The 24,590-nt window shown below is 66.9% G+C and carries 27 protein-coding genes and 2 pseudogenes; 10 read left to right on the plus strand and 19 right to left on the minus strand.

Going from position 1 to position 24,590, the window contains the following annotated elements:
- Positions 1–51: 51 nt before the first annotated feature.
- The gene (locus ACT6QK_RS04975; RefSeq protein WP_444596706.1) at positions 52–1,983 is read right to left on the minus strand and encodes an ATP-binding protein; all 1,932 of its coding nucleotides are present in this window, start codon (positions 1,981–1,983) and stop codon (positions 52–54) included.
- A gap of 181 nt (positions 1,984–2,164) precedes the next feature.
- Here ACT6QK_RS04975 and ACT6QK_RS04980 point away from each other — a divergent pair, with 181 nt between their 5' ends.
- The gene (locus tag ACT6QK_RS04980) at positions 2,165–3,286 is read left to right on the plus strand and encodes a sialidase family protein (RefSeq protein WP_444596707.1); all 1,122 of its coding nucleotides are present in this window, start codon (positions 2,165–2,167) and stop codon (positions 3,284–3,286) included.
- A gap of 10 nt (positions 3,287–3,296) precedes the next feature.
- Here the strand turns inward: ACT6QK_RS04980 and ACT6QK_RS04985 are convergent, their stop codons facing one another.
- The gene (locus ACT6QK_RS04985) at positions 3,297–4,667 is read right to left on the minus strand and encodes an MATE family efflux transporter (RefSeq protein WP_444596708.1); all 1,371 of its coding nucleotides are present in this window, start codon (positions 4,665–4,667) and stop codon (positions 3,297–3,299) included.
- Between the two features lie 55 nt (positions 4,668–4,722).
- Positions 4,723–5,121: a hypothetical protein gene (locus ACT6QK_RS04990; RefSeq protein ID WP_444596709.1), complete on the minus strand. Its 399-nt coding sequence runs from the start codon at positions 5,119–5,121 to the stop codon at positions 4,723–4,725.
- Between the two features lie 234 nt (positions 5,122–5,355).
- Here ACT6QK_RS04990 and ACT6QK_RS04995 point away from each other — a divergent pair.
- The 3 genes and pseudogenes from ACT6QK_RS04995 (at position 5,356) to ACT6QK_RS05005 (ending at position 8,919) form a co-directional block, all read left to right on the plus strand.
- A pseudogene (locus ACT6QK_RS04995) lies at positions 5,356–6,948 on the plus strand (DEAD/DEAH box helicase).
- Positions 6,949–7,047: 99 nt separating this feature from the next.
- Positions 7,048–8,109 carry a GGDEF domain-containing protein gene (locus tag ACT6QK_RS05000; RefSeq protein ID WP_444596710.1) on the plus strand — a complete coding sequence of 354 codons (1,062 nt, stop codon included), beginning with the start codon at positions 7,048–7,050 and terminating at the stop codon, positions 8,107–8,109.
- A 30-nt stretch (positions 8,110–8,139) separates the two neighbouring features.
- Positions 8,140–8,919, plus strand: a complete 780-nt coding sequence (locus ACT6QK_RS05005; protein ID WP_444596711.1) for a lysophospholipid acyltransferase family protein — start codon at positions 8,140–8,142, stop codon at positions 8,917–8,919.
- Positions 8,920–8,927: 8 nt separating this feature from the next.
- Here the strand turns inward: ACT6QK_RS05005 and ACT6QK_RS05010 are convergent, their stop codons facing one another.
- From ACT6QK_RS05010 to ACT6QK_RS05065, 12 genes and pseudogenes are all read right to left on the minus strand, one after another.
- Positions 8,928–9,323, minus strand: coding sequence for a HesB/IscA family protein (locus tag ACT6QK_RS05010; protein WP_444596712.1), 396 nt, complete (start codon positions 9,321–9,323; stop codon positions 8,928–8,930).
- Between the two features lie 7 nt (positions 9,324–9,330).
- Positions 9,331–9,723: an SUF system Fe-S cluster assembly protein gene (locus tag ACT6QK_RS05015; RefSeq protein ID WP_444596713.1), complete on the minus strand. Its 393-nt coding sequence runs from the start codon at positions 9,721–9,723 to the stop codon at positions 9,331–9,333.
- 2 nt (positions 9,724–9,725) lie between these two features.
- Positions 9,726–10,970, minus strand: coding sequence for an aminotransferase class V-fold PLP-dependent enzyme (locus tag ACT6QK_RS05020; protein WP_444596758.1), 1,245 nt, complete (start codon positions 10,968–10,970; stop codon positions 9,726–9,728).
- A gap of 146 nt (positions 10,971–11,116) precedes the next feature.
- On the minus strand, positions 11,117–12,139 hold the full coding sequence (gene sufD, locus ACT6QK_RS05025; protein ID WP_444596714.1) for a Fe-S cluster assembly protein SufD: 1,023 nt from the start codon (positions 12,137–12,139) through the stop codon (positions 11,117–11,119).
- The gene (sufC, locus tag ACT6QK_RS05030) at positions 12,136–12,885 is read right to left on the minus strand and encodes a Fe-S cluster assembly ATPase SufC (protein ID WP_444596715.1); all 750 of its coding nucleotides are present in this window, start codon (positions 12,883–12,885) and stop codon (positions 12,136–12,138) included. Before sufC (ACT6QK_RS05030) ends, sufD begins: the two co-directional genes overlap by 4 nt.
- Positions 12,886–12,892: 7 nt before the next feature.
- Positions 12,893–13,195 carry a type II toxin-antitoxin system RelE/ParE family toxin gene (locus ACT6QK_RS05035; protein ID WP_444596716.1) on the minus strand — a complete coding sequence of 101 codons (303 nt, stop codon included), beginning with the start codon at positions 13,193–13,195 and terminating at the stop codon, positions 12,893–12,895.
- Complete coding sequence (locus ACT6QK_RS05040) at positions 13,192–13,452, minus strand: hypothetical protein (protein WP_444596717.1); 261 nt, start codon at positions 13,450–13,452, stop codon at positions 13,192–13,194. The genes ACT6QK_RS05035 and ACT6QK_RS05040 overlap by 4 nt, the downstream gene beginning before the upstream one ends.
- Before the next feature lie 56 nt (positions 13,453–13,508).
- A pseudogene (gene sufC / locus ACT6QK_RS05045) lies at positions 13,509–13,610 on the minus strand (Fe-S cluster assembly ATPase SufC); the annotation flags it as partial.
- Positions 13,611–13,613: 3 nt separating this feature from the next.
- The gene (locus ACT6QK_RS05050; protein WP_444596718.1) at positions 13,614–14,141 is read right to left on the minus strand and encodes a hypothetical protein; all 528 of its coding nucleotides are present in this window, start codon (positions 14,139–14,141) and stop codon (positions 13,614–13,616) included.
- Entirely contained in the window at positions 14,138–15,604 is a 1,467-nt protein-coding gene (gene sufB / locus ACT6QK_RS05055) for a Fe-S cluster assembly protein SufB (protein WP_444596719.1), read from the minus strand. The genes ACT6QK_RS05050 and sufB overlap by 4 nt, the downstream gene beginning before the upstream one ends.
- The gene (locus ACT6QK_RS05060; protein ID WP_444596720.1) at positions 15,604–16,746 is read right to left on the minus strand and encodes a cysteine desulfurase family protein; all 1,143 of its coding nucleotides are present in this window, start codon (positions 16,744–16,746) and stop codon (positions 15,604–15,606) included. The genes sufB and ACT6QK_RS05060 overlap by 1 nt, the downstream gene beginning before the upstream one ends.
- Complete coding sequence (locus tag ACT6QK_RS05065) at positions 16,743–17,222, minus strand: Rrf2 family transcriptional regulator (protein WP_444596721.1); 480 nt, start codon at positions 17,220–17,222, stop codon at positions 16,743–16,745. The genes ACT6QK_RS05060 and ACT6QK_RS05065 overlap by 4 nt, the downstream gene beginning before the upstream one ends.
- 157 nt (positions 17,223–17,379) lie before the next feature.
- Between ACT6QK_RS05065 and ACT6QK_RS05070 the strand changes: the two genes are divergently transcribed.
- From ACT6QK_RS05070 to ACT6QK_RS05080, 3 genes are read left to right on the plus strand one after another with little or no spacing between them, the layout of a single operon-like run.
- A complete protein-coding gene (locus ACT6QK_RS05070) occupies positions 17,380–18,030 on the plus strand; it encodes an alpha/beta hydrolase (RefSeq protein ID WP_444596722.1) in 651 nt (216 codons plus the stop codon).
- Between the two features lie 53 nt (positions 18,031–18,083).
- Entirely contained in the window at positions 18,084–18,332 is a 249-nt protein-coding gene (locus ACT6QK_RS05075; protein ID WP_444596723.1) for a type II toxin-antitoxin system Phd/YefM family antitoxin, read from the plus strand.
- Positions 18,332–18,748, plus strand: a complete 417-nt coding sequence (locus tag ACT6QK_RS05080; RefSeq protein ID WP_444596724.1) for a type II toxin-antitoxin system VapC family toxin — start codon at positions 18,332–18,334, stop codon at positions 18,746–18,748. The genes ACT6QK_RS05075 and ACT6QK_RS05080 overlap by 1 nt, the downstream gene beginning before the upstream one ends.
- A 3-nt stretch (positions 18,749–18,751) precedes the next feature.
- On the opposite strand, the gene ACT6QK_RS05085 is transcribed toward ACT6QK_RS05080, so the two are convergent.
- The 4 genes from ACT6QK_RS05085 to ACT6QK_RS05100 are packed head-to-tail and all read right to left on the minus strand — an operon-like array spanning position 18,752 to position 21,769.
- Positions 18,752–19,726 (minus strand): DMT family transporter, encoded by a 975-nt coding sequence (locus tag ACT6QK_RS05085; RefSeq protein ID WP_444596725.1) that lies wholly within the window; start codon positions 19,724–19,726, stop codon positions 18,752–18,754.
- Positions 19,727–19,730: 4 nt separating this feature from the next.
- A complete protein-coding gene (locus ACT6QK_RS05090) occupies positions 19,731–20,933 on the minus strand; it encodes an exo-beta-N-acetylmuramidase NamZ family protein (RefSeq protein WP_444596726.1) in 1,203 nt (400 codons plus the stop codon).
- Complete coding sequence (locus tag ACT6QK_RS05095) at positions 20,930–21,469, minus strand: DOMON-like domain-containing protein (RefSeq protein WP_444596727.1); 540 nt, start codon at positions 21,467–21,469, stop codon at positions 20,930–20,932. The genes ACT6QK_RS05090 and ACT6QK_RS05095 overlap by 4 nt, the downstream gene beginning before the upstream one ends.
- A gap of 9 nt (positions 21,470–21,478) precedes the next feature.
- Positions 21,479–21,769 (minus strand): hypothetical protein, encoded by a 291-nt coding sequence (locus ACT6QK_RS05100; RefSeq protein ID WP_444596728.1) that lies wholly within the window; start codon positions 21,767–21,769, stop codon positions 21,479–21,481.
- Between the two features lie 268 nt (positions 21,770–22,037).
- Between ACT6QK_RS05100 and tyrS the strand changes: the two genes are divergently transcribed.
- The 3 genes from tyrS (at position 22,038) to ACT6QK_RS05115 (ending at position 24,587) form a co-directional block, all read left to right on the plus strand.
- On the plus strand, positions 22,038–23,294 hold the full coding sequence (gene tyrS, locus ACT6QK_RS05105) for a tyrosine--tRNA ligase (protein WP_444596729.1): 1,257 nt from the start codon (positions 22,038–22,040) through the stop codon (positions 23,292–23,294).
- A 146-nt stretch (positions 23,295–23,440) separates the two neighbouring features.
- The gene (gene bcp / locus ACT6QK_RS05110) at positions 23,441–23,908 is read left to right on the plus strand and encodes a thioredoxin-dependent thiol peroxidase (RefSeq protein ID WP_444596730.1); all 468 of its coding nucleotides are present in this window, start codon (positions 23,441–23,443) and stop codon (positions 23,906–23,908) included.
- A 118-nt stretch (positions 23,909–24,026) separates the two neighbouring features.
- The gene (locus tag ACT6QK_RS05115; protein WP_444596731.1) at positions 24,027–24,587 is read left to right on the plus strand and encodes a bactofilin family protein; all 561 of its coding nucleotides are present in this window, start codon (positions 24,027–24,029) and stop codon (positions 24,585–24,587) included.
- Positions 24,588–24,590: the final 3 nt, after the last annotated feature.

The raw sequence follows: 24,590 nt of genomic DNA on the forward strand, positions 1-24,590 counted from the left end.
ATCCAGGACAACGCCCAGTTCGCGGTGGCCGATCTGGACGTCTGAATTCCGTCAGGCGGCGACCGCCGGCGGGCGGGCGCGACACGCCTCTTCCATCGCGGCGGCGAGGCCGCGGATCTCGATCGGCTTGGGCACCAGGGCGTTCATGCCGTGCGCGAGGCATTCCGCGCGGTGATGCGACATGGCGTTGGCCGTCAGGGCGATGATCGGGATCGGCGCGCGGCCTTCGCGGGCTTCGATGGCGCGGATGGCGTCGGTGGCGGCGAACCCGTCCATCACCGGCATCTGGACATCCATCAGCACCAGATCCCATTCGCCGCCGCGCCAGGCCTCGACCGCCTCGGCGCCGTTGGAGACAATCACCGGGTCGATGCCGATCGGCCCCAGCAGGGTCCTCAGCACCAGCTGGTTGATGGCGTTGTCCTCGGCCGCCAGCACCCGCAGGGGCGACAGCAGGGTCCCCGGCCCTCCCGTCGAGGCGGCGGCGTCGATCTCGGCCGCCCCGATGTAGGGCATCGGCAGGGAGAGGCTGAACCGGGCCCCCTGTCCCGGCCGGCTGTCGACGGCGATTTCCCCGCCCATCAGCTGCGCCAGTTCACGCACGATCGTCAGCCCCAGTCCGGTGCCGCCGAAATTCCGGGTGGTGGAGGCGTCCGCTTGGGTGAACGGCCGGAAGATTCTCTGCAGCACCGCCTCGTCCATGCCCTGGCCGGTGTCCGAGACCTCGATGACCAGACCCGCGCCTTCGCGCCGCGCCGCGATCCGGGCGTGGCCGCGCTCGGTGAACTTGAGGCTGTTGGACATCAGGTTGGATAGAATTTGGCGCAGGCGGGTCGGGTCGCCGCGATAGACGCCCCGCGCCTCGGCGAGGTCCAGGACGATCGACAGGCCCTTTTCGTCAGCGATGGGCGCGTAGGTGGCGCAGACGCTCTGCAGCAGGCGCTCCAGGTCGAAATCGACGCATTCCAGTTCCAGCCGGCCGGCCTCCACCTTGGACAGGTCCAGAATGTCGTTGAGGATGGTCATCAGGGCCTCGCCGCTTTCGGCGATGACGCCCATCTGGCGTCGCTGGGACGTGGTCAGGACCTGGGCCATCATGGCCTGGGTCATGCCCAGGATACCGTTCATGGGGGTGCGAATCTCGTGGCTCATGACCGCCAGGAACTGCGACTTGGCGCGATTGGCGGCCTCGGCCCGGTCGGCCAGGGCGCGCAGGGCGGTCACATCCCAGTTGGCGCCGATCATCCGGACCGGGCGCCCGGCCGCATCATGGTGGACGCTGCCGAACGCCTTGATCGAGCGTATCTCGCCGTCGTCGCGCCGGATGCGGAACTCGGTATCCATGACCTGTCCGTCCTTGGCCGCCTCGACCTCGGCGCCCAGTCCCGGTTTGTCGTCGTCGAGCACGGCGTCGAAAAACTCTTCCAGTCTCACCACACCGTCGCGGTGCGGCTTGCCGAACAGGTCGAACATTTCGGGCGACCAGACCAGAAGGCCGGTGGAGAACTCCCATTCCCAGATGCCGATGCCCGCCCCTCGGGTCGCCATGGTGATGCGCTCGGTCAGCCGCGCCTGCTCGATCTCGGCGGCCTTGCGCGCACCGATGTCCTGGACGTGGGAGATGAAGAACAGGGGCGCGCCGGACGAGTCGCGCACCAGCGAGACGGTCAGTTCCGCCCAGACGCAGACGCCATCCTTGCGAAAGTAACGCTTGTCCATCTGATACGAAGCGACGGCGCCGTCGAGCAGTTGCTTGAACTGCTCCATGTCCGCGTCGAGATCGTCCGGATGGGTCAGTTCCTGGAAGGTCAGTTGAGACAGTTCCTCCGCCTCATAGCCCAGGAAATTCCGCAGGGCCGCGTTCACCTTCAGCCAGGCGCCGTCGAGGCCGACCAAGGCCGTGCCGATCGGCGAATGCTCGGTGGCCTTCCAGAACTGGGGCGCGTCGAGCGTGGAGGCGTCGAAGGGGGACGAATTGGGCATAGCACGAAACTCGGGTTACCCAGAGGGTGTCGCATACAACCCTTGATAGGCGATGAATTGTCGAGGCTGATACGCCCGCCTTCATGCCGACGAGCGCCGGTCCCATGCGGCCGGATAGTGGTCTAGGGTAACCGGTGTCGGCAGCGGCGCCGACATCGTTATCCGATGCGGGGAGTGGACCATGGCGGACTGGACACGACGCGGGCTGGCGTCGGCCACGGCGGCGGCGGGTTTGACACTGGGCGCGTCACGCGTGCGGGCGGCTCCGAACGAGACGGGCTTGGACGCGACCGGGCAAGCCGTCGCGGCCTCGGGCTTCATCTTTGAGACCGCCCCCTATCCCCAATGTCACGCCTCGACCCTGGTGGAGACGGCGTCTGGCAGGCTGGCCGCCGCCTGGTTCGGCGGGACGCACGAGCGCAACCCGGACGTGGAGATCTGGTTCGCGCTCAACGACGGCGAGCACTGGGGCGTCCCCGTCAGCGTGGCGACGGGCGTGCAGGCGGACGGATCGCGCCTTCCGACCTGGAACCCGGTGCTCTTCCAGCCGCCGGGAGCGCCATTGACGCTGTTCTACAAGGTCGGGCCCAGTCCCCAGTCGTGGTGGGGCATGGTCATGACCTCGGATGACGAGGGGCGGACCTGGTCGGAGCCCCGGCGTCTGCCGGACGGCGTGCTGGGGCCGATCAAGAACAAGCCCGTCCTGCTGGCGGACGGCGCCTGGCTGTCGCCCTCCAGCGTGGAGGCCGGCGAAGGGGTCGGGGCCCATGCCGGCGCCGGCTGGAGCCTGATCTTCGAGCGCAGCGAGGACCAGGGCCGCACCTGGAGCTTGAGCCCGCCGGCACCCTCGCCGCTGAACATCGACGCCATCCAGCCGAGCATCCTGTTCCATCCTGACGGTTCGCTGCAGGCCGTGGCCCGAACCCGGCAAGGCATGGTCGCCTCGACCTGGTCCCGCGACGGCGGGCGCACCTGGGCTCCGCTGGGCGCGGTGGACCTGCCCAACCCTAACTCGGCCAACGACGCGGTGACGCTGAAAGACGGCCGCCACCTGATGATCTACAACCACGCCGCGCACCGGGCCGAGACGCCGGGCAAGGGGCCGCGCTGGCCCCTGTGCCTAGCCCTTTCGGACGACGGGGTGGGCTGGCGCAGGGTGCTGACCCTCGAAAGCGAGCCCGTTCGTGACGGCTACGCCTACCCTGCGGTGATCCAGACGAGGGACGGGATGGTCCACGCCACCTACACCCACAACCGCACCCGCATCCGCCATGTCGTGATCGACCCGTCGCGGCTGCCCTGAAGGTCGCACGTCAGGCCGAGACTTCGCCCGTGACCGGCGCAAGCCCCGCCAGCTTCAGCCGCATTTCCCGCGTCAGGAAGACCAGAGTGATCAGGCAGTGGATCGCGACGGAGACGGCCGAAGCGATCCAGATGTGCTCCAGCCGCGTCCAGGGCTGGGTCGACATCCAGATGGCGGGACCGGCGAAGGTGATGAGGCGCGACGCGCTGCCGATCAGGGCCGGACGGGTGTCACCCAGAGCCTGGAAGGCGCCTGACGCCGTGAAGATCAGGCCCGTGGCGATGAAGTTCAGGGAAATGATCCTGAGGAAGGTCGAGGCGATGTCCACCACCTGTTCGTCCGGGGCGAAGGGGCGGATCAGGATCTGAGGCCAGATCTGGCACAACAGGGTCAGGACCAGCATCAGGCCGCTGCTGATGACGGCGGCGTCGCGCACCGTGCGCCGGACCCGGTCGGCGCGTCCGGCGCCGAAGTTCTGGCCCGCCACCGGCGCGACGGCGAAGGCCACCGCCATGGCCGGCAGGAAGACGGCCTGCATGACCCGCGAGCCGACGCCATAACCGGCCTGGGCCTCGCTGCCGAAGTGACGGATCACCGAATAGACGACCCCCGCGGTGATGAACATCAGCAGGAACTCGCCCGCCGAAGGCAGGCCGATCCCGACGATGCGCCGCCAGACCGGGAGGTCGATGCGGATGAAGGCGACCGGCGCCTTGATGACCGTCTGCACTCGGCTGAACATCCAGAGGGTCGCCAGCAGACCCGCGACAGCCGAGATCGAACTGGCCAGGCCGGCGCCGAACACCCCGAGCGGAAGCCCCGTCCCCCAGCCGGCCAGGAGCACCGGCGCGAGGATGACGTTGAGAATGACGGTCCCCATCTGGACCAGCATGGGCGCGCGCACCACCCCCGCGGCGCGCAGGGCCGAGCCCATCACCCCGGTCGGAAACATGACAGCGATGGCGGGCAGAAAGCCGTGCAGATATACGACCCCGGCGTCCACCGTGGCCTGATCCGCCGCCAGCAGACCCAGGGCCGGACGCGCCAGGGCATAGCCGCCAATCAAGCTGATCGCCGCCATCATCAGCGACAGCAGCATGGCCTGGCCATAGGTGCGCTCGGCGTCGCCGAAGGTGCGAGCCCCAATGGCGCGGGCAATCAGGGACAGGGCGCCGACCCCGACCATCTGGCTGGCCGCCATGGCCAGAAAGAAGACATTGCCGGACAGACCGACCCCGGCGATGGCGGCCGGACCCTGACTGGCGACGAAATAGAGATCGACCAGAAAATAGGCCGTCTGGAACATCAGGCCGATGCCGATGAAGCCCGCCATGCCCAGCAGACGGCCGGTGATCGAGCCTTGGGTCAGGTCCTGTTGCATGCGCCGCCTTCTCCGTTCGCGTGGAGGATTCCGCCGGTGAAAAGTATGGGATCGCCTACCGGCCCGGGATGAGCTGATTCTGCACCCGGCGTCCGAGCGGGTCGCGGGAGGCCCAGGTCTCGCCCTGGCGCACCTCCACCATCGGCGAACAGAAGCGGCGGATCAGCATGATCGACGGCTGGATGTCGTTGAGGCAGAGCCGCTCGCCCTCGATCCGCCAGGAGCCCCGGATCCGGCGTCCGTCCGAAAACTCAGCCGAATAACCCCCGCCCCGCTCGAACCAGTGCTTGACCCAGCCGCCGTCCGAATAGCGGGAAATGACTGTGTTGCCGAACGCGGCGGCCATACGCGCCTCGTTCGCCAAGGCCGTCGTCGCCATGCCCGCGCAGAGCCCCAGAAGGACAAGACCCGCCGCCCTCGACTTGCGCATGTGCCCCCCGATGCCTGCAAGCATGATCGCATCACACCGCTTCCCGACGGCGTGTCTCCGGAGTGACTATCGGGCGTCCGCATCCAAAAGCAACCGGGGCGCGACGCCGAAATACTTGACTAAATTACAGGGGTTTCTATATCGGCGGCACGTACGGGACAGGTCTGGCGAATCCGCGCCGCCCGCTCGCCCAAGAGGGGCGGTTCCGCGCATCGCACGCATCCCCATGACGGGGATACCTTTCGTCCCCAAGGATCCATGACAGAATTCGCAAACCTGGGCCTCTCGCCCACGACCCTTCAAGCGGTCATCGACACCGGCTACACGACGGCCACCCCCATTCAGGCCCAGGCCATTCCCGTGGCGCTCGCCGGCCGCGACGTGCTCGGCATCGCCCAGACCGGCACCGGCAAGACCGCGGCCTTCACCCTCCCCCTCATCGAACGCCTGTCCAAGGGCCGCGCCCGGGCCCGCATGCCCCGCGCCCTGGTGCTGGCGCCGACCCGCTAACTGGCCGACCAGGTCGCCATGTCGTTCGAGAAATACGCCAAGGGCACCAAGCTTTCCTGGGTGCTGCTGATCGGCGGCGTCTCCATGAGCGACCAGGTCGCGGCCCTGAACAAGGGCGTGGACGTCCTGATCGCCACGCCGGGCCGGCTGCTTGACCTGTTCGAGCGCGGCAAGATGCTGCTGACGGGCGTGGAGCTGATGGTGGTCGACGAGGCAGACCGCATGCTCGACATGGGCTTCATCCCCGACATCGAGCGCATCTTCAAACTGACGCCGCCCCGTCGCCAGACCCTGTTCTTCTCGGCCACCATGCCGCCCGAGATCACCCGCCTGACCCAGGCCTTCCTGAAGGATCCGACCCGGATCGAGGCCTCGCGTCCGGCCCAGACGGCCGAGACCATCACCCAGTATCTGGTCCGCATTCCGTCGTCGGATCCCAAGGCCAAGCGCGCCGCCCTGCGCGCCCTCGTCGGCCGGGACGACGTCAAGAACGGCATCGTCTTCTGCAACCGCAAGTCGGAAGTGGACGTCGTCGCCAAATCGCTGAAACAGCACGGTTTCGACGCCGCTCCGATCCACGGCGATCTGGATCAGTCCTTGCGGATGAAGACCCTGGCGGACTTCCGTTCGGGCGCCCTGAAGATCCTGGTCGCCTCCGACGTCGCCGCGCGCGGGCTGGACATTCCGGACGTCAGCCACGTCTTCAACTACGACGTCTCGCACCACGCCGACGACTATGTGCACCGGATCGGCCGCACCGGCCGCGCGGGCAAGCTGGGTCAGGCTTTCATGCTGGTGACCCCGGCCGACGACAAGGGCCTGGATAAGGTGCTCAAGCTCATCAAGATGGCGCCGGAAGAACTGGTTCTGGACATCGACTGGTCGAACCTGGGCGGCGGTCGCCGCACCGACAGCAAGCCCGACGCCCGCCCCGATCGCCCGGCCCGCGGTCGCAGCCGGGCCGAACGCCCCGCTGCCGAGCAGACAGCCGAGGCGCCCAAAGCCGCAGAGGCTGTCGCCGTCTCCGCCGAACCGACCGAAGCGGCCGAACCCGCCCGCCGCACGCGCAGCCGTCGCGGAAGCCGCACGCAAGACGCGGCCCCGATCGTCCAAACTGAAACGACCGTCTCCGAAGCCGCCGTCGTCGACACACCCGCTCCTGAGGCCGCCTCGACCAAGGTCGCGACGGCGCCCCGTCCCGCGCATGAGCCGCGCCTGAGGCAGTCGGAGCGCAACGGGTCGTCCCGTTCGAATCGTGAGGACGCCCCCGCCCGCGAAGGCGCCGGTTTCGGGGCCGACGTGCCCGCCTTCATGCGTCGCGCGGCGCCGATCGGCCGCTGACGATACAACCGCCGATTTCCTCCAGACGTTTAGTCAGCGTTTAGACTCGGCGGATTAGGGTGACCTCGCGGCGTGTTCGGCACGCCAACGGGGATCGGTATGACGTCTGAAGTCGAAAGCGCGCTGCGTGGGCCAGAAGCCTTCAATCTCGCCAAGCGAGCATTGGAAGCCATGGAAGCCGCCGGCGCCTGGCCGACGCCCCTGAATTACGAACTCTGGCTGCATTTCGTCGGCGATCCGGACGGCGCGCTTGGTCGGGAAATGACCCGCCTGTTGAACGCCAAGGAAGGCTTCACCGAGGGAACGGCGGAAATGCTGGCGGCGGAATTCCTGCCGCGTGGACGCCTGTCCGAAGAGATTCGCGACGCGGGCGCCGTGCTGAACCGCGAACTGACCAGCGTGGCCTCGGCCATCGCCCAGGCCCAGAAGTCGCAGGCCGCCTATGGCGAGACCCTGGCCGGAGCCTCGGCCAGCATGCAGAACGTCGAGCAACCCGAGGCCCTGCGCGAAGTCGTCACGGGCCTGTCGGTCGCGACCGCCAAGGTGAGGCAGGAGAACGCCCATCTGGAGGCTCGACTGGAGGACTCGACCAAGGAAGTCGCCCGTCTGCGCGAGCACCTGGAGCAGGTTCGCCGCGACGCCATGACCGACGCCCTGACCAATCTGGCCAACCGCAAGGCGTTCGACGAGGAACTGCTGCGCGCCTGCGATGATTCCGAGCGCGACGGCACGCCCATGACCCTGGCCCTGCTCGACATCGACCACTTCAAGCGGTTCAACGACACCTGGGGTCATCAGACGGGCGATCAGGTGCTGCGCTACGTCGCCAGCGTGATCGGCCGCATCTCCAAGCATCCGCGCGTCGCCGCCCGTTACGGCGGCGAGGAGTTCGCCGTGATCTTCCCCGGAGAGACCGCAGCCACGGTCGAAGCCGCCCTGAACGCCATTCGCCAGGAGATCGGGTCTCGCGCCCTGCGCCGCCGCTCAACCGACGACGAACTGGGCGCCGTGACGATTTCCGCCGGCCTGGCCGAACGGCATACGGGCGAAAGCGGCTCCCAGCTGCTGGATCGCTCCGACGCCGCCCTCTATGTGTCCAAGCACAACGGCCGAGACCGCGTGACCAGCGCCGAGCGGATGAAGACCGCCGCCGCCGCCTGATCTCTTCGCGATTCATGGCATAGGCGACGGATGCGCAGCTTCAGCTTCAACGTCGCCTACTGGATCCTGTCGATCGGCTATGCCTCGGCGGCGGCCTTCGCGGCCCTCGCCCCCGGTCGTGACGCCACCTCCTGGATCATCAGGCGCTATGTGAAGCGCATGGTGCAGGCCATGCGCGTCTTCGCCGGCATCCGCATCCAGTATCGCGGCGACGACCGGCTGCCCGAGGGCGCCTTCATCATCGCCTCAAAACACCAGAGCTGGGGCGATGGCTTCGCCACCTATGACCGATTCGAGGACCTGGCCTTCGTCACCGGCGACCACCTCGAGAAGTTCCCGCTGCTCGGGACCGTGCTGAAGAAGCTGGGCGCCATCGTCGTCAACAGCTGCGGCGGGCGCGAGGCGCGGGATTCGCTTAAACACCGGGGCGCCGACGCCCATCGCGAGGGCCGCAGGATCCTGATCTTCCCCGAGGGCCATCTGGCCAAGATCGGGGAGAAGTACCGCTATCGGTCGGGCGTCTGGCACATGTATCGCGACTTCGACATGCTGGTCGTGCCCCTGGCCACCAACCTCGGCCTGTTCTGGCCCGAGGAGAAGTACGAGAAGCACCCTGGCGTGGCGACGCTGGAGTTCCTTGAGCCCATCCCGACCGGGCTGGACAAGGCTGAGTTCCTGCAACGGCTGGAAGCGGTGATCGAGGGCAAGACCGCCGAATTGGTGGCCGAGGCGACGGGTCAGCCCGTCACGCCTGCGGTGCAGGTCCTGACGCCGGACGAAGCCAAGAAGGCCCAGACGCCGGCCGTCTAGCCAGCGCCTCAGACCTCGAGCGCGGCGGCCGGAACGATGGTGACGCTCTCGCCACAGCCGCAGGCGTCGGTCTGGTTCGGATTGCGGAACACGAACTTGGACGCCAGACGGGTGGTCTCGTAGTCAATCTCGGTGCCGATCAGGAACAGCACGGCCTTGGGGTCGATCAGGACGGTGACGCCTTGGTCCTCGACCACCTCGTCCAGCGGCGCGATCTCTGTGGCGTAGGCGAAGGTATATTCCTGACCCGCGCAGCCGCCGTTCTTCACCCCGATCCGCAGACCGACGTAGCTTTCCTCGGCATTGGCCATGATCTCGCGCACGCGTTCGGCGGCCGCCTCGGTCAGGGTCACGACCTTGGGGCGGGGACGGCGGGCGCGGGGGGCGGTCTGCAGGTCGGTCATCGCGTCCTCAGAACATGTTCAGGGCCAGCTTGGCCTCGTCGCTCATCTTCGATGAATCCCACGGCGGGTCGAAAACCAGATTGGCCTTGGCCGACTTCACGCCGTCCACCTTCTTGACTGCATCCTCGACCCAGCCGGGCATCTCGCCGGCGACGGGACAACCGGGAGCCGTCAGGGTCATGTCGATGAGCACGTCGCGGTCGTCGTTGACGTCCACCTTGTAGATCAGGCCCAGCTCATAGATGTCGACCGGGATTTCCGGGTCATAGACGGTCTTCAGCGCCTCGATCAGGTCGTCGGTCAACTGGTCCAGCTCAGCCTGCGACAGGGCGCTCTTCTGCGGCTCCGCCCAGTTGTCGGCGAAGGTCTCGCTTTCGGTGATCTTGGCGTCGTCGGTCATCGTCACACAAAGAATTCCCGCGCCTTGATCAGCGCGTCCACGAAGGCGTCGGCGTCCTCGCGGGTGTTATATAGGGCGAAGGAGGCGCGGGTGCTCGACGTCACGCCCAATCTTTTCGCCAGCGGCTCGGCGCAGTGGAGTCCGGCCCGCACGGCGACGCCGTAACGGTCCATGATCTGGGCGATGTCGTGGGCATGGGCGTCCTGCACGGCGAAGGTCAGGATGGCCCCCTTCCCGTCCGCTTCGCCCAGCACCCGCAGCCAGTTCAGCCCCTCCAGACGCGCGCGCGCGTGGGCGTAGAGGGCGTTTTCGTGCGCCGCCACGGCCGCCCGGTCGAAGCCCGACAGCCAGTCCAGCGCCGCGCCCAGGCCGATGGCCTCCAGGATCGGCGGGGTGCCGGCCTCGAACCGATGCGGCGGCTTCGCATAGGTCACGGCGTCGCGGGTGACCGTCTCGATCATCTCGCCCCCGCCCTGATACGGCGGCAGGGCCTCCAGCGCCTCGGCGGTTCCATACAGGGCGCCGATGCCGGTCGGGCCATAGAGCTTGTGTCCGGTCAGGACATACCAGTCGCAGCCGACGGCCTGTACGTCCGGCGTGGCGTGGACCGCACCCTGGCAGCCGTCGATCAGAACCTGAGCCCCGGCCGCATGGGCCAGTCGGGTGATCTCGGCGATCGGGTTCACCGTGCCCAGGACGTTAGACATGTGGGTGACCGCGACCATCCGCGTCTTCGGGCCTAGCAAATCCGCATAGGCCGCCATGTCCAGCGAGCCGTCGTCGAGGATCGGGATCCATTTCAGCACCGCCCCATGCCGCTCGCGCAGCAGGTGCCAGGGCACGATGTTGGAGTGGTGCTCCATCTCCGAGACGATGATCTCATCGCCGGGCTGGATCGACAGGCCCAACCCGTTGGCGACCAGATTGATCGCCTCGGTGCCGCCCTTGGTCCAGACGATGTTCTCCGGCGTCGGGGCGTTCAGGAAGCGGGCGACGCTCTCGCGCGCGGCCTCATAGGCCTCGGTCGCCTCGTTCGACAAGGTGTGCAGGCCGCGATGGACGTTGGCGTAACCGCCCTCCATCGTCGCTGTCAGGGCGTCGATCACCGCGCGCGGCTTCTGCGCCGAGGCGGCGTTGTCCAGATAGACCAGAGGCTTGCCGTTCACGGTCCGCGACAGGATGGGGAACTGGGCGCGGGCGGCATGGACATCAAAGCCCTTCCCCCTTGATGGGGGAAGGGTTGGGATGGGGGTGACACCGGTTGAAGCGGTCTCTGCGTTTTGATCCAGGATCGACGGCGACGCATCGCTCGACGGCGACCCGACGGAAAGCCTGTCACCCCCAACCCCAGCCCTTCCCCCATCGAGGGGGAAGGGAGCTCGCCCGGTCTCGATCACAGCCGCGCCTCCAACCACGTCCGGACGACATCCCGCGCGCCCTCGTGCGCGATGCGGTCCACGACCTCGATCAAAAACGCCTGCGTCAGAAGCGCCCGCGCCTCCTCCAGCGGAATGCCGCGCTGCTGCATGTAGAACAGGGCGCTCTCGTCCAGATTGCCGACGGTATTGCCGTGCGCGCACTGGACGTCGTCGGCGTAGATCTCCAGCTCCGGCTTGGCGTCCACCTCGGCGCGTTCACTCAGGATCAGGGCGTGGTGGCCCATGCGGGCGTCGGTGCCGTCCGCGCCGCGTTCGACGACGATCTTGCCCTGGAAGACCCCGCGCGCCGTTTCGCGCACCACGCCCTTGGTCAGTTGCGAGGTGACGCCGTTCTCGCACTCGTGACGGACGATGCTGGTCAGGTCCGTCTGGCGCGATCCCGACAGGGCATAGAGGCCGTCGATGCGGACGTCGGCGCCCTCCCCGCCATGAGCGAGGGTCGTGGTCTGGCGTTGCAGCCTGGCGCCCGTGGCGATGGTCGTCTGGCGATAGGTCCCGCCCCGGGCCACCTTCACGTCGATGTCGGTGATGGAGATGGCGTCATCTGGCTCCTCGACCAGCACTACCCGCGTCACCTCGGCGCCCGAGGCCACGTCGATGTCGAGCCGGTTGTGGGCGACGTAGGCCGAGCCGGTCCCCTCGTGGGTTTCCAGCAGCAGCAGCTTGGCGCCCGGGCGCGCCACGACTCGGGCGGCGGCCGTGTGGCCCGTGCCCTCGGCCTGGGAGATGAAGCGCAGACGCAGGGTTTGTTCGCCCGAGGCGATGAAGTCGGTGACGCCGACCGCGCGGCCGTTGGCGAAGACGATCGCCTCCCCGCCCAGGTCGTAGAAGGGTCCGGGCGGTCCAATCGCCGTCGTCGGCGACGGTTCAGGCGCCTCGCGCAGGTATCGGCGCAGGTCGCTGTATTTCCAGGCCTCCACCCGCCGGGACGGGAAGGTCGCGGCGTCGGTCAGGTCGATCATGGGCTGAACGGTCATGCCGCCTGCGGCAGGTATTTGTCGTACCCTTCCGCCTCCAGCTGCAGCGCCAGTTCCGGGCCGCCCGAGGCGACGATGCGGCCGGCGGCCAGCACATGGACCCGGTCGGGTTTGATGTAGTCGAGCAGGCGCTGATAGTGGGTGATGACCAGCATGGCGCGGTCGGGGCTGCGCAGGGCGTTCACCCCCTCCGACACGATCCGCAGGGCGTCGATGTCGAGGCCGGAATCGGTCTCGTCGAGGATCAGCAGCGACGGCTCCAGCAGGGCCATCTGCAGGATCTCCATCCGCTTCTTCTCACCGCCCGAGAAGCCGACGTTCAGCGGCCGCTTCAGCATGTCGAAGTCCATCTTCAGCGCCTGCGACGCCGCCTTGACCATCTTTAGGAAGGCCGGGGCGGACACCTCGTCTTCGCCGCGCTGGCGACGCTGCGCGTTCAGCGCCGTGCGCACGAAGGTCAGGGCCGGCACCCCGGGGATCTCGATCGGATACTGGAAGGACAGGAACACGCCCTGCGCGGCCCGCTCGGCCGGCTCCAGACCCAGCAGGTCCTGACCGTTCCATTCGACGGAGCCTTCCGTCGCCTCATAGCCCGGCCGGCCCGACAGGGCGTAACCCAGCGTCGACTTGCCGGCCCCGTTCGGCCCCATAATGGCGTGCACCTCGCCGGCGGGAACGTCGAGCGTCAGCCCCTTGAGGATCGGCTTGTCGCCGACGGATACGTGGAGGTTGGAGATGGAGAGCATTATTCAGTCAGTCGTTCGGGGTGGGATGAACAGCGCTCAGATCCTGCCGAGCGTCGTAGAAGGCGATGATGCGAATGCCGTTCGGGCGTTCGCGATAGACGATGATCTTCTTCCAGTCGGCCGCGCTCCATTCCAGAAGCCCGGGCCAGCGGGACAGATGACCTTGGTGGGGATGCTCGGCCAAACGCCAGAGAGTGGCCTTGATCTCCGTTTCCGCCCGATCCGCCGCCGCCAGGCTGTGTTCGTCCAGACGGTCAAGAAATTCAGAGAAGGCATTCAGCGCAGGCTCGGACCATTCGAAATCCTTCACCGCGCACGACGCGCCGCAAGTCGGGCGTTCGCCTCCTCGTTAGAAACGATCCGGCCCTCTCGCTCCGCCGCCAAACCCGCCTCGATCTGCGCGATCTGATCCACCGATAGCGGCGCGCCACGGTGAGCCTCGTTGTCCATGATGAAACCTTCGGCAGCCGAGGCGATGAATTCGCCGACGGGCATCCCGATCTCGGCCGCCGCACGCTTCAGCCGGTCAGCGGTGTCTTCCCGAAAAGGAACGGCAATCGTTTCCATCAGACTGTCCTCGACACCGTGATCAGACCGGATTTCTCGATGATACCACGCGCCAGCCCCATGATGGCGTGCATCTCGTCCGCCGGGACGTCGAGCGTCAGGCCCTTGAGGATCGGCTTGTCGCCGACGGTGACGTGGAGGTTAGAGATGGAGAGCATTGGTCAATTCGTTCGGTCTGAGAGACCGCGCCTTAATTCTTTGAGATGATGCGCCCGGCGGGACGCTTGAATTTTTCCTATCAGCCAACCGAGAGTCATCCCGGAAAAGAACAGGACTACGCAGACAATCAGGATCGGCCGCGCCGGTGACCAGTTCCAAAGGGCCCCACTCAGGATCATTCCAAGGAAGCCGAATGCTGCAGCCGCGATCGCTACCCCCTGAATCTTGTTAAGCCGCTGCCCGAGCGAACTGGCCGACGCCGCCACCCAAGCCTGTCTTTGCAAGCGTTGTTCTTCCCATGCTGGATCTAGATCGAAGTCATGCTCAGCGCCTGTCCTAAGTGCCTGAATAATCGCTTCGTCAGAAAAACCCATATCCTTCCAAGCTCTAACGAGTCCTTGGACGAAGACGTCTAGCGTTGCGGCGACCTCCAACGGCGGCCTGGTTTCGTGCAGTTCCGTCAGATCCTCTTCGATACTTTGCGCGAGCACTAGCATGTCCCGCCGCCAACGATGCTTGACCGCCGTCATCCGACGGACCCTTCCAGACTGATCGCCACCAGCTTCTGCGCCTCGACGGCGAACTCCATCGGCAGCTTCTGCATCACGTCGCGGACGAAGCCGTTGACCAGCAGGGCCACCGCCTCTTCCTGCGACAGGCCGCGCTGCTGGGCGTAGAAGAGCTGGTCGTCGGACAGGCGGGTCGTCGTCGCCTCGTGCTCCAGCTGGGCCGAGCCGTTGCGGGCCTCGATATAGGGCACCGTGTGGGAGCCGCAGTCGCCGCCGATGAGCAAGGAATCGCACAGGGTGAAGTTGCGCACCCCCGTCGCCTTCGGATGCACCGACACCAGCCCGCGATAGGTCGAGTCCGACTTTCCCGCCGAGACCGCCTTGGCGATGATCCGGCTCTTCGAGTTCTTGCCCAGATGGATCATCTTGGTGCCGGTGTCGGCCTGCTGATGTCCGTTGGTGATGGCGATGGAATAGAACTCGCCCGAGCTATCCTCCCCCTTGAGGATGCAGGACGGGTATTTCCACGTCACCGCCGAACCAGTCTCCACCTGGGTCCAGCTGACCTTGGACCGGTCGCCGCGGCAATCGGCGCGCTTGGTGACGAAGTTGTAGATGCCGCCCTTGCCCTCGGCGTCGCCGGGGTACCAGTTCTGGACCGTCGAATATTTCACTTCGGCGTCGTCCAGGGCGACGATCTCGACCACGGCCGCGTGCAACTGGTTCTCGTCACGCATCGGCGCGGTGCAGCCCTCGAGGTACGAAACGTAGCTGCCCTTGTCGGCGATGATCAGCGTCCGCTCGAACTGGCCCGTCTGGCTCGCATTGATGCGGAAATAGGTCGACAGCTCCATCGGGCATTTCACGCCCGGCGGGATGTAGACGAACGATCCGTCCGAAAAGACCGCGCTGTTCAATGCGGCGAAATAGTTGTCCGAGACCGGCACGACCGATCCGAGATATTTCCTCACCAGATCAGGATATTCCCGCAAGGCCTCGGAAATCGGCATGAAAATCACGCCGACCTTGGCCAGCTCGGCCTTGAAGGTGGTGACCACGCTGACGCTGTCGAACACGGCGTCCACGGCGTACTTCGGCGCGCCCTCGACGCCCGCCAACACGGCCTGTTCGCTCAGCGGAATGCCCAGCTTCTTGTAGATTTCCAGGATTTCCGGATCGACCTCGTCCAGCGACTTGGGCCCGTCCTTCTTCTTCGGCGCCGCGTAATAGAACAACGACTGGTAATCGACCGGCTCATACTTCACCGACGCCCAGGTCGGTTCCTCCATCGCCAGCCAGCGCTCATAGGCGGCCAGGCGCCATTCCAGCATCCACTCCGGCTCGCCCTTCTTCTCGGAGATGAAGCGGACGATGTCGGCGTTCAACCCGCGCGGGGCGAACTCCGTGTCGATGTCGGACGTGAAGCCATGCTCGTATTTCTCGAGGGCGGCGACGGCGTCGATGGTTTCCTGAACGGCGGCCATTAGGCGGCCCTCTCCTGTCGTCTGGCGCGCCAGGCGCCGTAAGCTTCAGTCCAGACGTCCGCGAAACGGACCCAGTCGGCTTCGGTCGTGGCCCAGCCGCCCGAGGCGCGGATGACGCCGCCGGCCAGCCGCGACTGGCCCATGGCCTCCAGCACCGGCGACTTCGCCACCTTGCCGGATGAACAGGCCGACCCCGCCGAGACCATGACCCCCGCCAGGTCCAGGGCCATGACCTGCATGGAACTGGGCCAGTCCTCGACGGCGGCCGACAGGACGTTGGGCAGGATCCAGGCGCCGGGCCCGATCGCCTCGGCGCCGATGGCCTCCATCCGGGCCAGGGCCGCATCGCGCCACGGCTGCTGACGCGCGATGGCGTCGAAGTCGTTCAGGGCCGTCTCGGCCGCCGCGCCGAAACCGGCCACCGCCGCGACATTCTCGGTGCCCGCGCGCATGCCGCGTTCCTGGCCTCCGCCGCGCAGGTCAGGCGTCAGGGTCCGACCCGTGATATTCACCACCGCGCCCACGCCCTGAGGGCCACCCAGCTTGTGCGCCGACAGGGCCCACGTGTCGCCCATGCCGCGCACGTCCGTCGGCATACGCCCGACCGCCTGCACCGCATCGACATGCAGCCATGCGCCGAAGCGACGGCAAACCTCGGCCACCTCAGGGACGGTCTGCACCACCCCGGTTTCGCTGTTCGCGAACTGGACGACGACCAGGGCGGGGTCGCCCGACTGCAGGCGCTCACCGATCTCGTCGACGACGACCAGACCATCCTCCTCGACCTCCAGCCATTCGATGGGCAGGCCCGTCGCGCGCACGGTCTCCAGCACGCTGGGATGTTCGGTCGGGCTGACGATCAGGCGACGAAAGCCCGCCGCGATGGCCGAATGGATGGCCAGGGCGTTGGCCTCCGTGCCCGATCCGGTGAAGGTCACATCCTGGGCCGAGGCGCCGACGAGGGCCGCGACCTGGCCTCGCGCCATTTCGACCCGCGCGCGCGCCTTCCGGCCCGCCGCATGGATGGACGACGGGTTTCCGACCTCGGCCAGCACGGTCGCCATGACTTGCAGCGCCTCATGCCGGAGCGGCGCGGAGGCGTTGTTGTCGAGATAGACCGTGTTCTGAGCGCCCTGGCTCATGCCGCCACCGAAACCGCTTCGGGCTCCGTGCTACGACGGCGTGCGCCGGTGCGGTTCATGACCACGTCCTCCAGCGACACGGCCGCCAGATAGCGATGTATCTCGTCGCCGAGATCCTCCCAGAGATTATGGGTGATGCAGCGCTCACCGGCCAGCATGCAGCCCTTGGGTGAGCCATGGGCCACGCAGCGGGTCGCGCGGATCGGTTCATCGACCGCCAGGACGATCTCGGCCACCACCGTCTCATGCGCCCCCTTGGCCAGACGATAGCCGCCGCCGGGGCCACGCACCGACTTCACAAGTCCGCTTTTCCTCAGACGCGCGAAGAGCTGTTCCAGATAGGACAATGAAATCTCTTGTCGGGCGGCGATCTCGGCCAGGGAGACGGCGCGCGACGTCCCGGCCTCTGCTCGACCGTGCTTGGCCAGATCGGCCATCGCCATGACGGCGTATCGTCCCTTGGTCGAGAGTCGCATCGGGGGCCTTCAAAAATCTCGCGCTTTTCGGGGCCTCTATGCTAAGACCCGCGCCTTCCCGAAGGCGGTCGCGCGCCGGCTGGACTTAGAAAGTCCTACCGCTGCGGTCAAGTATTACCCCGCCTCGAAACGACAGTTGAACGGATTCCAGAGCCCTATGCCTGAAGTCATCCTGCCCGGCGCATCCGGCCGCATCGAAGGCCGCTACTCCCCGGGCAAGCGCCCCAACGCCCCGATCGCCCTGATCCTGCACCCCCACCCCAAGGCGGGCGGGCACATGAACAACCCGGTGGCGGTGACCCTGTACCAGCTGTTCGTGAAGCGCGGCTTCGCGACCCTGCGCTACAATTCGCGCGGCGTCGGAAAGTCTCAGGGCGAGTTCGACAGCGGCATCGGCGAGCTGGCCGACGCCGCCACCGCCCTGGACTGGCTGCAGGCCAACAACCCCGCCGCCACCCAGACCTGGGTCGCCGGCTATCAGTTCGGCGCCTACATCGGCATGCAACTGCTGATGCGCCGCCCGGAGACGGACGGCTTCATCTCGGTGTCCCCGCCGTCGAACATGTATGATTTCAGCTTCCTGGCCCCCTGCCCGGCGTCGGGCCTGTTCCTGCACGGCACGGCCGACACCATCGTGCCGCCGATCGAGGTCGAGCGCGTGGTCAACAAGCTGCGCACCCAGAAGGGCATCGTCCTCGACTATGAGCTGGAGGACGGCGCCAGCCACTTCTGGCAGGACCATATCGACGCCGTGGACCGCCGCGTGGGCCTGTATCTGGATAAACGCCTGGAAGCCGAGCCGGCATAGCAGCCCCGCCCTGACCGTGTTAATCTGACCAACTAACTGGTCAGGAGCCCGTGGTGGAACGGATCAATCTGGCGGACGCCAAGGCGCATCTGAGCGAACTCGTGACCCGGGCCTCGCAGGGTGAAGAGATCGAGATCGTGCGACGCGGCAAGCCGGTCGCGCGCCTGACGCCGCCCCTCATCACACCGAAGCCGAAGAAGGCGTTCGACTGGGCCGCTCTGGAGCAGGCGGTTTCGGCCATGACGCCGCAGGAAGAAAGTGCGGGGGACTTCATGCGGCGGCTGCGCGACAGCGGCTACTAGTGTTCTACCTCGACGCCTCGCTTCTGGTCGCGGCCGTCACCGCCGAGCCTCGACATGCCTTCGCGAAGGATTGGCTTCGACAGCATCAGTCTGAGCTCTCCATCAGCAGTTGGTGTCTGACGGAGGTCGCTTCCGCCCTGTCCCTCAAGGCGCGGACCGGGCAGATCACGCCGCATGATCGATCGGTCGCCGCGCGACAGATCGAACTGATGCGAAACACGTTCCTTCTTAGCGCGCCGATCGAGGAGACTCACTTCTTCGCCGCCACGCGATTCATCGGCAGAACCGACAAACTGCGTGCCGGCGACGCCCTCCATCTGGCGATCGCTGCCGACTACGGCTTGGAAGTCGTGACACTGGACAGGGGCATGGCAGAGTCAGCCGCGACGCTTTCGGTCGATTGCATGTTGCTGTGAATTTCAGCGATCCGGTTTCGATACCGCTCCGGTCAGTTCGTGCGCCCGCACGCACCAGACGACGCTGACGATCATCAGGACGATGGCGACGATCTCCAGCGCCGTCGGCCCGCGGCCCTCCCACAGGAAGCCGTAACCGAAGGCGAACAGGGTCTCGAAGACGATCATCTGGCCCAGCATCGACAGGGGCAGCAGACGGCTGGCCTGATTCCACAGGGCGTTGCCCAGGATCGAGGCGAAGACCGCCACGCCGAGACTGACGCCCGCCAGCCGCATCCACTGGTCGGCGTTCGCCGGCAGGCCGAACACCACCGCCGGGATCACCAGCAGCAGGGCCAGACCGCCGGTCACGACCCCGGTCAGCAATGACCAGTCGTGGGCCGAGACGTGCGGCAGGCGCGCCATCCACCGGCTGTTGCCGATGGCGTAGATCGACCAGGAGACCAGAGCGGCCAAGGCGCAGGCCAGGCCGATCAGGGTCCGCTGCAGGTCGCCCTCCGGCGCGGACCCGCGGTCGCCATGGCCGCCCTGTCCGTGAAACGCGCCCCAGCCGATCAGCGCGACCGCGACGGCCGCCAGCAGGATCGGCGGCGCGGACCGGGTCAGCGAGGGCGCATCGGGATCGCGCAGGCCCCAGACCGCGACCGCGACAGGCACCATCCCGACGATCAGGGCGGAGGCCGCGACGCCGGCCAGATGCACACTGACCACGAGGAACAGGTAATAGACGATGTTCCCGGCCAGGCTCAGCCAGACCAGGCCGCGCCAGGACGCGGCGTCGATCGCGCCCTTCACCCGACCCCAGCGCGGCGCCAGCATGGCGGCGGCGATCAACCCATAGGCCAGGTACCGCGCCGCGCTCATCAGCATGGGCGAGGCCTCTGGCGCGACCTTCGGCGCGAGGAAGACCAGCCCCCACAGGGCGCCCGCGCCCAGTCCGCAAGCGACACCGGCCAGCCTGCCGCTGGACGTGGTCACTGGCTCAATACAGCAGGAACGGCTTGCGTTCCTCCATCCACGCCGCCTCGTCCAGCAGGGCGACAGCGTCGAGGTCGGCGGGCGTGGCGGCGGGGTCATCGACCCATTCGCGCAGGATCGGCGAGCCGTTGATCACGTCGATGGGCAGCTTGCCGAAGGCGTATTCGTAGGGGAAGTCCCGCCACAGGTCGTAGTCGGGCCAGAGCCGCCGGATCGCCTTGAACGCCAGGGCCTGAACCCGCCAGGGCCTGAAGGCGGCATGGTCGTAATGCGGATCGTCGACGTGGATCTGCACCCCGCTGCACAGCTGGCCGACGTGTTTGTGGAAGGTCGGCTGGAACCAGAAGTCACGCAGGACGCAGCCCTTGATCCAGTCGGGGGCCAGGGCCTTCATCTCTGCGATGACGGCGCGGGCGTCGATGTCTGGTGCGCCGAACAGCTCCAGCGGCCGGGTGGTGCCGCGTCCCTCGGACAGGGTCGCCCCCTCCAGCATGACGGTGCCGGCATAGGCGCGGGTCATGGAGACATTGGGCGCATTGGGACTGGGGTTGATCCAGCTGCGTTCGCTGAGTGGCCAGCCATAGCCCGGGGCCGCCTCGGGGTCCCAGCCCTGCATCTCGATGACGCGGTAATCGACGTCGAGCTTGAAGTGGTCGATGAACCAGTGCCCCATCTCGCCCAGGGTCATGCCGTGGCGCATCGGCATGGGGCCGGCGCCGACGAAGCTTTCCCAGCCCGGCCGCAGGGTCAGCCCCTCGACCGGCCGCCCGGCGGGGTTCGGTCGATCCAGCACCCAGACCGTCTTGCCATGCTCGGCGGCGGCCTCCAGCACATAGAGAAGCGTCGTCACGAAGGTGTAGATGCGGCAGCCGACGTCCTGAAGGTCGATCAGGATGATGTCGAAGGTGCTCATCGACTGGCCGCTGGGCCGCCGCACCTCGCCGTACAGGCTGAAGACCGGGATGTTATGCACCGGATCGGTCTCGTCCGGCGTCTCCATCATATTGTCCTGCAGATCGCCCTTCATCCCGTGCTGGGGCCCGAAGGCGGCGGTCAGCCGGATGCCCGGAATGGCGGCCAGGGCGTCTATGGAATGGGTCATATCCGCCGTCACCGAGGCCGGATGGGCCAGCAGGGCGACGCGCCGCCCCATCAGCTCAGCCTGGAGCTCGGGTTCGGAGATCAGGCGGTCGATGCCGAATTTCATGGCATTTCGTTTCCAGCGGGTTCAGGCGCCGGCAGGACCAGCGTGAACGAGTCGGGATGATGAAAGTCCGGCTTATCCGACGGGTGGGCCAGCGCCCAATAGGTCTTGTCGCCCTTGATGTCTTCGATGACGGCGGAAAAGCCGAGACGGTCCGCACCATCGGGCAGATCGATCCGTCCTTCGAGCGCGACATAGTCCGATCCGCCGTCCAAACCATCAACAAAGACAGTTTCTTCCGCAGCGCCCATGCCTTCACGGTAGCCGGTGAAGCGGTAGGATGCCCACTGGCCCGACGGAGACAGGTTGAACTCCCGATACCCGCCGTCCGTGCTGACGAAGGCCTCAAAGCATGTCTGCTTCCAGAGCTCATCGGCCCGGCCCGGCGACATCGTCCGAGGCCATTGGATCAGATCGGGATCGCCCTCGACAATGAAGCGAAGCCAAAGCTGAGTATCCCGGCGCTCATACTCGACCGTGATGACTGTCGGCGATGCAGAGTGTGAAGCAGGATGTGGAATGAGGATGGCGCTTGGCATCGGCCGATCTCACCGGCCCAGCAGATACAGGCCGAAGATCAGCACGATCGTCCCGGCCAGCAGCAGCGTCGGGGTCAGAAGGATGATCCAGCCCAGCCGCGCATGACCCCGCCGCACCGCCATCAGGGCCGCGCCGCCTTGGAAAAGCACCGCCATGATCGCCGGCAGGAAGACCGAATTGAACCCCGTGCTGCCCGGCCCGAAGCCGATCAGGACCAGCCCGCCGAGCGTCAGGGCCGCGATGGCGATCCAGCCGATCAGCACGCGCAGGGCGGCCGGATTTCGGACTGGAATGGCCATGGGGTCGTCTTTCGTCAGGAGCGGGTCACCTCTCTAATCGACCATGACGCCGCATAGCTTCAACCCCATTTCGGTTTCGGTTCGCCGATGGTCGGGCTTGACGGCCCCGCGCGCCGCGCCCTATCCAGCCCTCATGTTCGCCTTCATCGCCCGCCCCGGCCTGTATTACCGCCCGCTGATCTAGCGAGCGGCCCGCGAACCTGCGCCGCCTCATCCGGCGCGCAATCTGACAAGACGCCCGCCGGCATCCCTGCTAACGGAGCCGTCCATGACCGACACCGAATTCAAGTCCGACTTCCTGCGCACGCTCCAGGCGCGCGGCTATATCCATCAGGTGACCCACCCGGCCGAGCTGGACGCGGCGGCGGCTTCTGGCGTGGTCAGCGGCTACATCGGCTTCGACGCCACGGCGCCCAGCCTGCACGTCGGCAGCCTGATCCAGATCATGATGCTGCGCCGGCTCCAGCTGGCGGGCGGACGGCCCGTGGTCATCATGGGCGGCGGCACGACCAAGGTCGGCGACCCGACCGGCAAGGACGCCTCTCGCCCGCAACTGACCGACGAGACGATCCAGTCCAACATCGCCTCCATTCGGACCGTATTCGAGAAATTCCTGACCTTCGGCGACGGCCCGACCGACGCCATCATGATCGACAACGACGCGTGGCTGTCGAAGTACGGCTACATCCAATTCCTGCGCGACTACGGCACCCATTTCACGGTCAACCGCATGCTGGCGTTCGACTCGGTCAAGCTGCGGCTGGAACGCGAGCAGCCGATGACCTTCCTCGAGTTCAACTACATGCTGATGCAGTCGGTGGACTTCCTGGAGCTGAACCGGCGGCATAACGTGACGCTGCAGATGGGCGGGTCGGACCAGTGGGGCAATATCGTCTCGGGCGTCGACCTGGTGCGCCGCGTGGACCAGAAGGCCGCCTTCGGCCTGACCACGCCGCTGCTGACCACGGCCTCGGGCGGCAAGATGGGCAAGACGGCGCAAGGCGCCGTCTGGCTGAACGCCGAACAGCTGAGCCCCTATGACTACTGGCAGTTCTGGAGGAACGCCGAGGACGCCGACGTCGGCAAGTTCCTGCGCCTGTTCACCGACCTGCCGCTGGACGAGGTCGCCCGGCTGGAGGCCCTGCCCGGCGCCGAGATCAACGACGCCAAGAAGGCGTTGGCCGACGCCGCCACGACCCTGCTGCACGGGGCGGATGCCGCCGCGACCGCACGGGCCGCGGCCGAGAGCGCCTTCGAGAAAGGTCAGCTCTCGGCCGATCTGCCGACCGTCGAATTGCCGCGTGACGAGGTCATCGGGGCCATGATCGCCGCCGTCCTGACCAAGGCCGGCCTCAGCGCCTCCAACGGCGAGGCCCGGCGTCTGGCCCAAGGCGGCGGATTGCGCCTGAACGACGAAGCCATCGCCGACGGCGCGCGGCTGATCGAGGCTTCCGATGTTAATGCCGACGGGGTCTTCAAACTCGCCGCCGGCAAGAAGAAGATCGTTCTGGTCCGCCCTACCTAGCTCCGCTCATGCCAGCGAAAGCGGGGACCCAGTGCTTTCGTGAGACACGATGCGCGGGATTGATCGGCAGGGCCGGACCAGAAACACCGGAGCGTCCAAAGAACTGGGTCCCCGCTTTCGCGGGGATGAGCGGATAGGGAATATCCATGACCGAGATCACTGAAGGCTCAAAGGCCCCCGCCTTCGACATGCCGACGCATGACGGCGGTCGCGTTTCGTCCGAGGGGCTGAAGGGCAAACCCTTCGTCCTCTACTTCTATCCCAAGGCTGACACGCCCGGCTGCACGACGGAGGGACAGGATTTCACCGCCCTCCTCCCGCAGTTTCAGGCGGCGGGCGCGACGGTGATCGGCGTGTCGCGCGATCCGGTGAAGACGCTGGCCCGGTTCGCCGCCAAGCGCGAGCTGGGCGTGGTCCTGGCCTCGGACGAGGACGGCGCCGTCACCGAAGCTTTCGGCGTCTGGGGCGAGAAGACCCTGTATGGACGCGTCTATATGGGCATCGAGCGCGCGACCTTCCTGATCGACGGCGACGGCGTCATCCGTCAGGCGTGGCGCAAGGTTTCGGTCAAGGGCCACGCCCAGGCCGTGCTCGACGCAGTCGCCGGCCTGTAGTCGGCGACCGGCGGTCGGAAAGTCCGTCTTGCCATCCCGCCCTGCCCGTCCGTAACTGTCGCGGTCCTGGCGGGGCGTAGGTCCCGCCTCACGCGTGGCCTCATTGTGGGAGAGCACCATGTTCAACAAGAGCAAGCCTGGCGACCCGACCGGCCTGTCCATCCCCCGGGTTCCGGAACCGCCGAGGAACCCGGACGTCCCCCATTCCCCGGACAGCCCCGGCGCGCACGAACCGGTGCGTCAGTCGGCGCCCCGCTCGACCAACCTCTCGACCCTGTCGGCGGGCGTGAAATATGAGGGCAACATCTCGGGCGGCGGCGACCTTCACGTCGAAGGTTCGCTGAAGGGCGATATCCACGTGGGCCGGGTCGTCATCGGCGACGGCGGCGTGGTCGAGGGTTCGATCACCGCGGATCTGGTCGAAATCCGGGGCCGGGTCTCGGGGACGATCACGGGCAAGTCGGTCAAACTCTACGGCACGGCTCGGGTCGAGGGCGATATCACCCAGGAACAGCTGGCCGTCGAACAGGGCGCCTGGTTCCAGGGGCGGTCCATCCAGGCCAAGCGCGAACCCGCCATCATCCAGACCCCCGCAGCGGCGCCTGCCGAGAGGCCGGAGCGCTACCAGCCCGAAAAGCCGGTCGCGCCCGCCCTGCCCGGCGCCAAGCCCGCGGCCTGAGGA

Source organism: Brevundimonas sp. (genome assembly GCF_052436175.1).
Taxonomy (GTDB): domain Bacteria; phylum Pseudomonadota; class Alphaproteobacteria; order Caulobacterales; family Caulobacteraceae; genus Brevundimonas.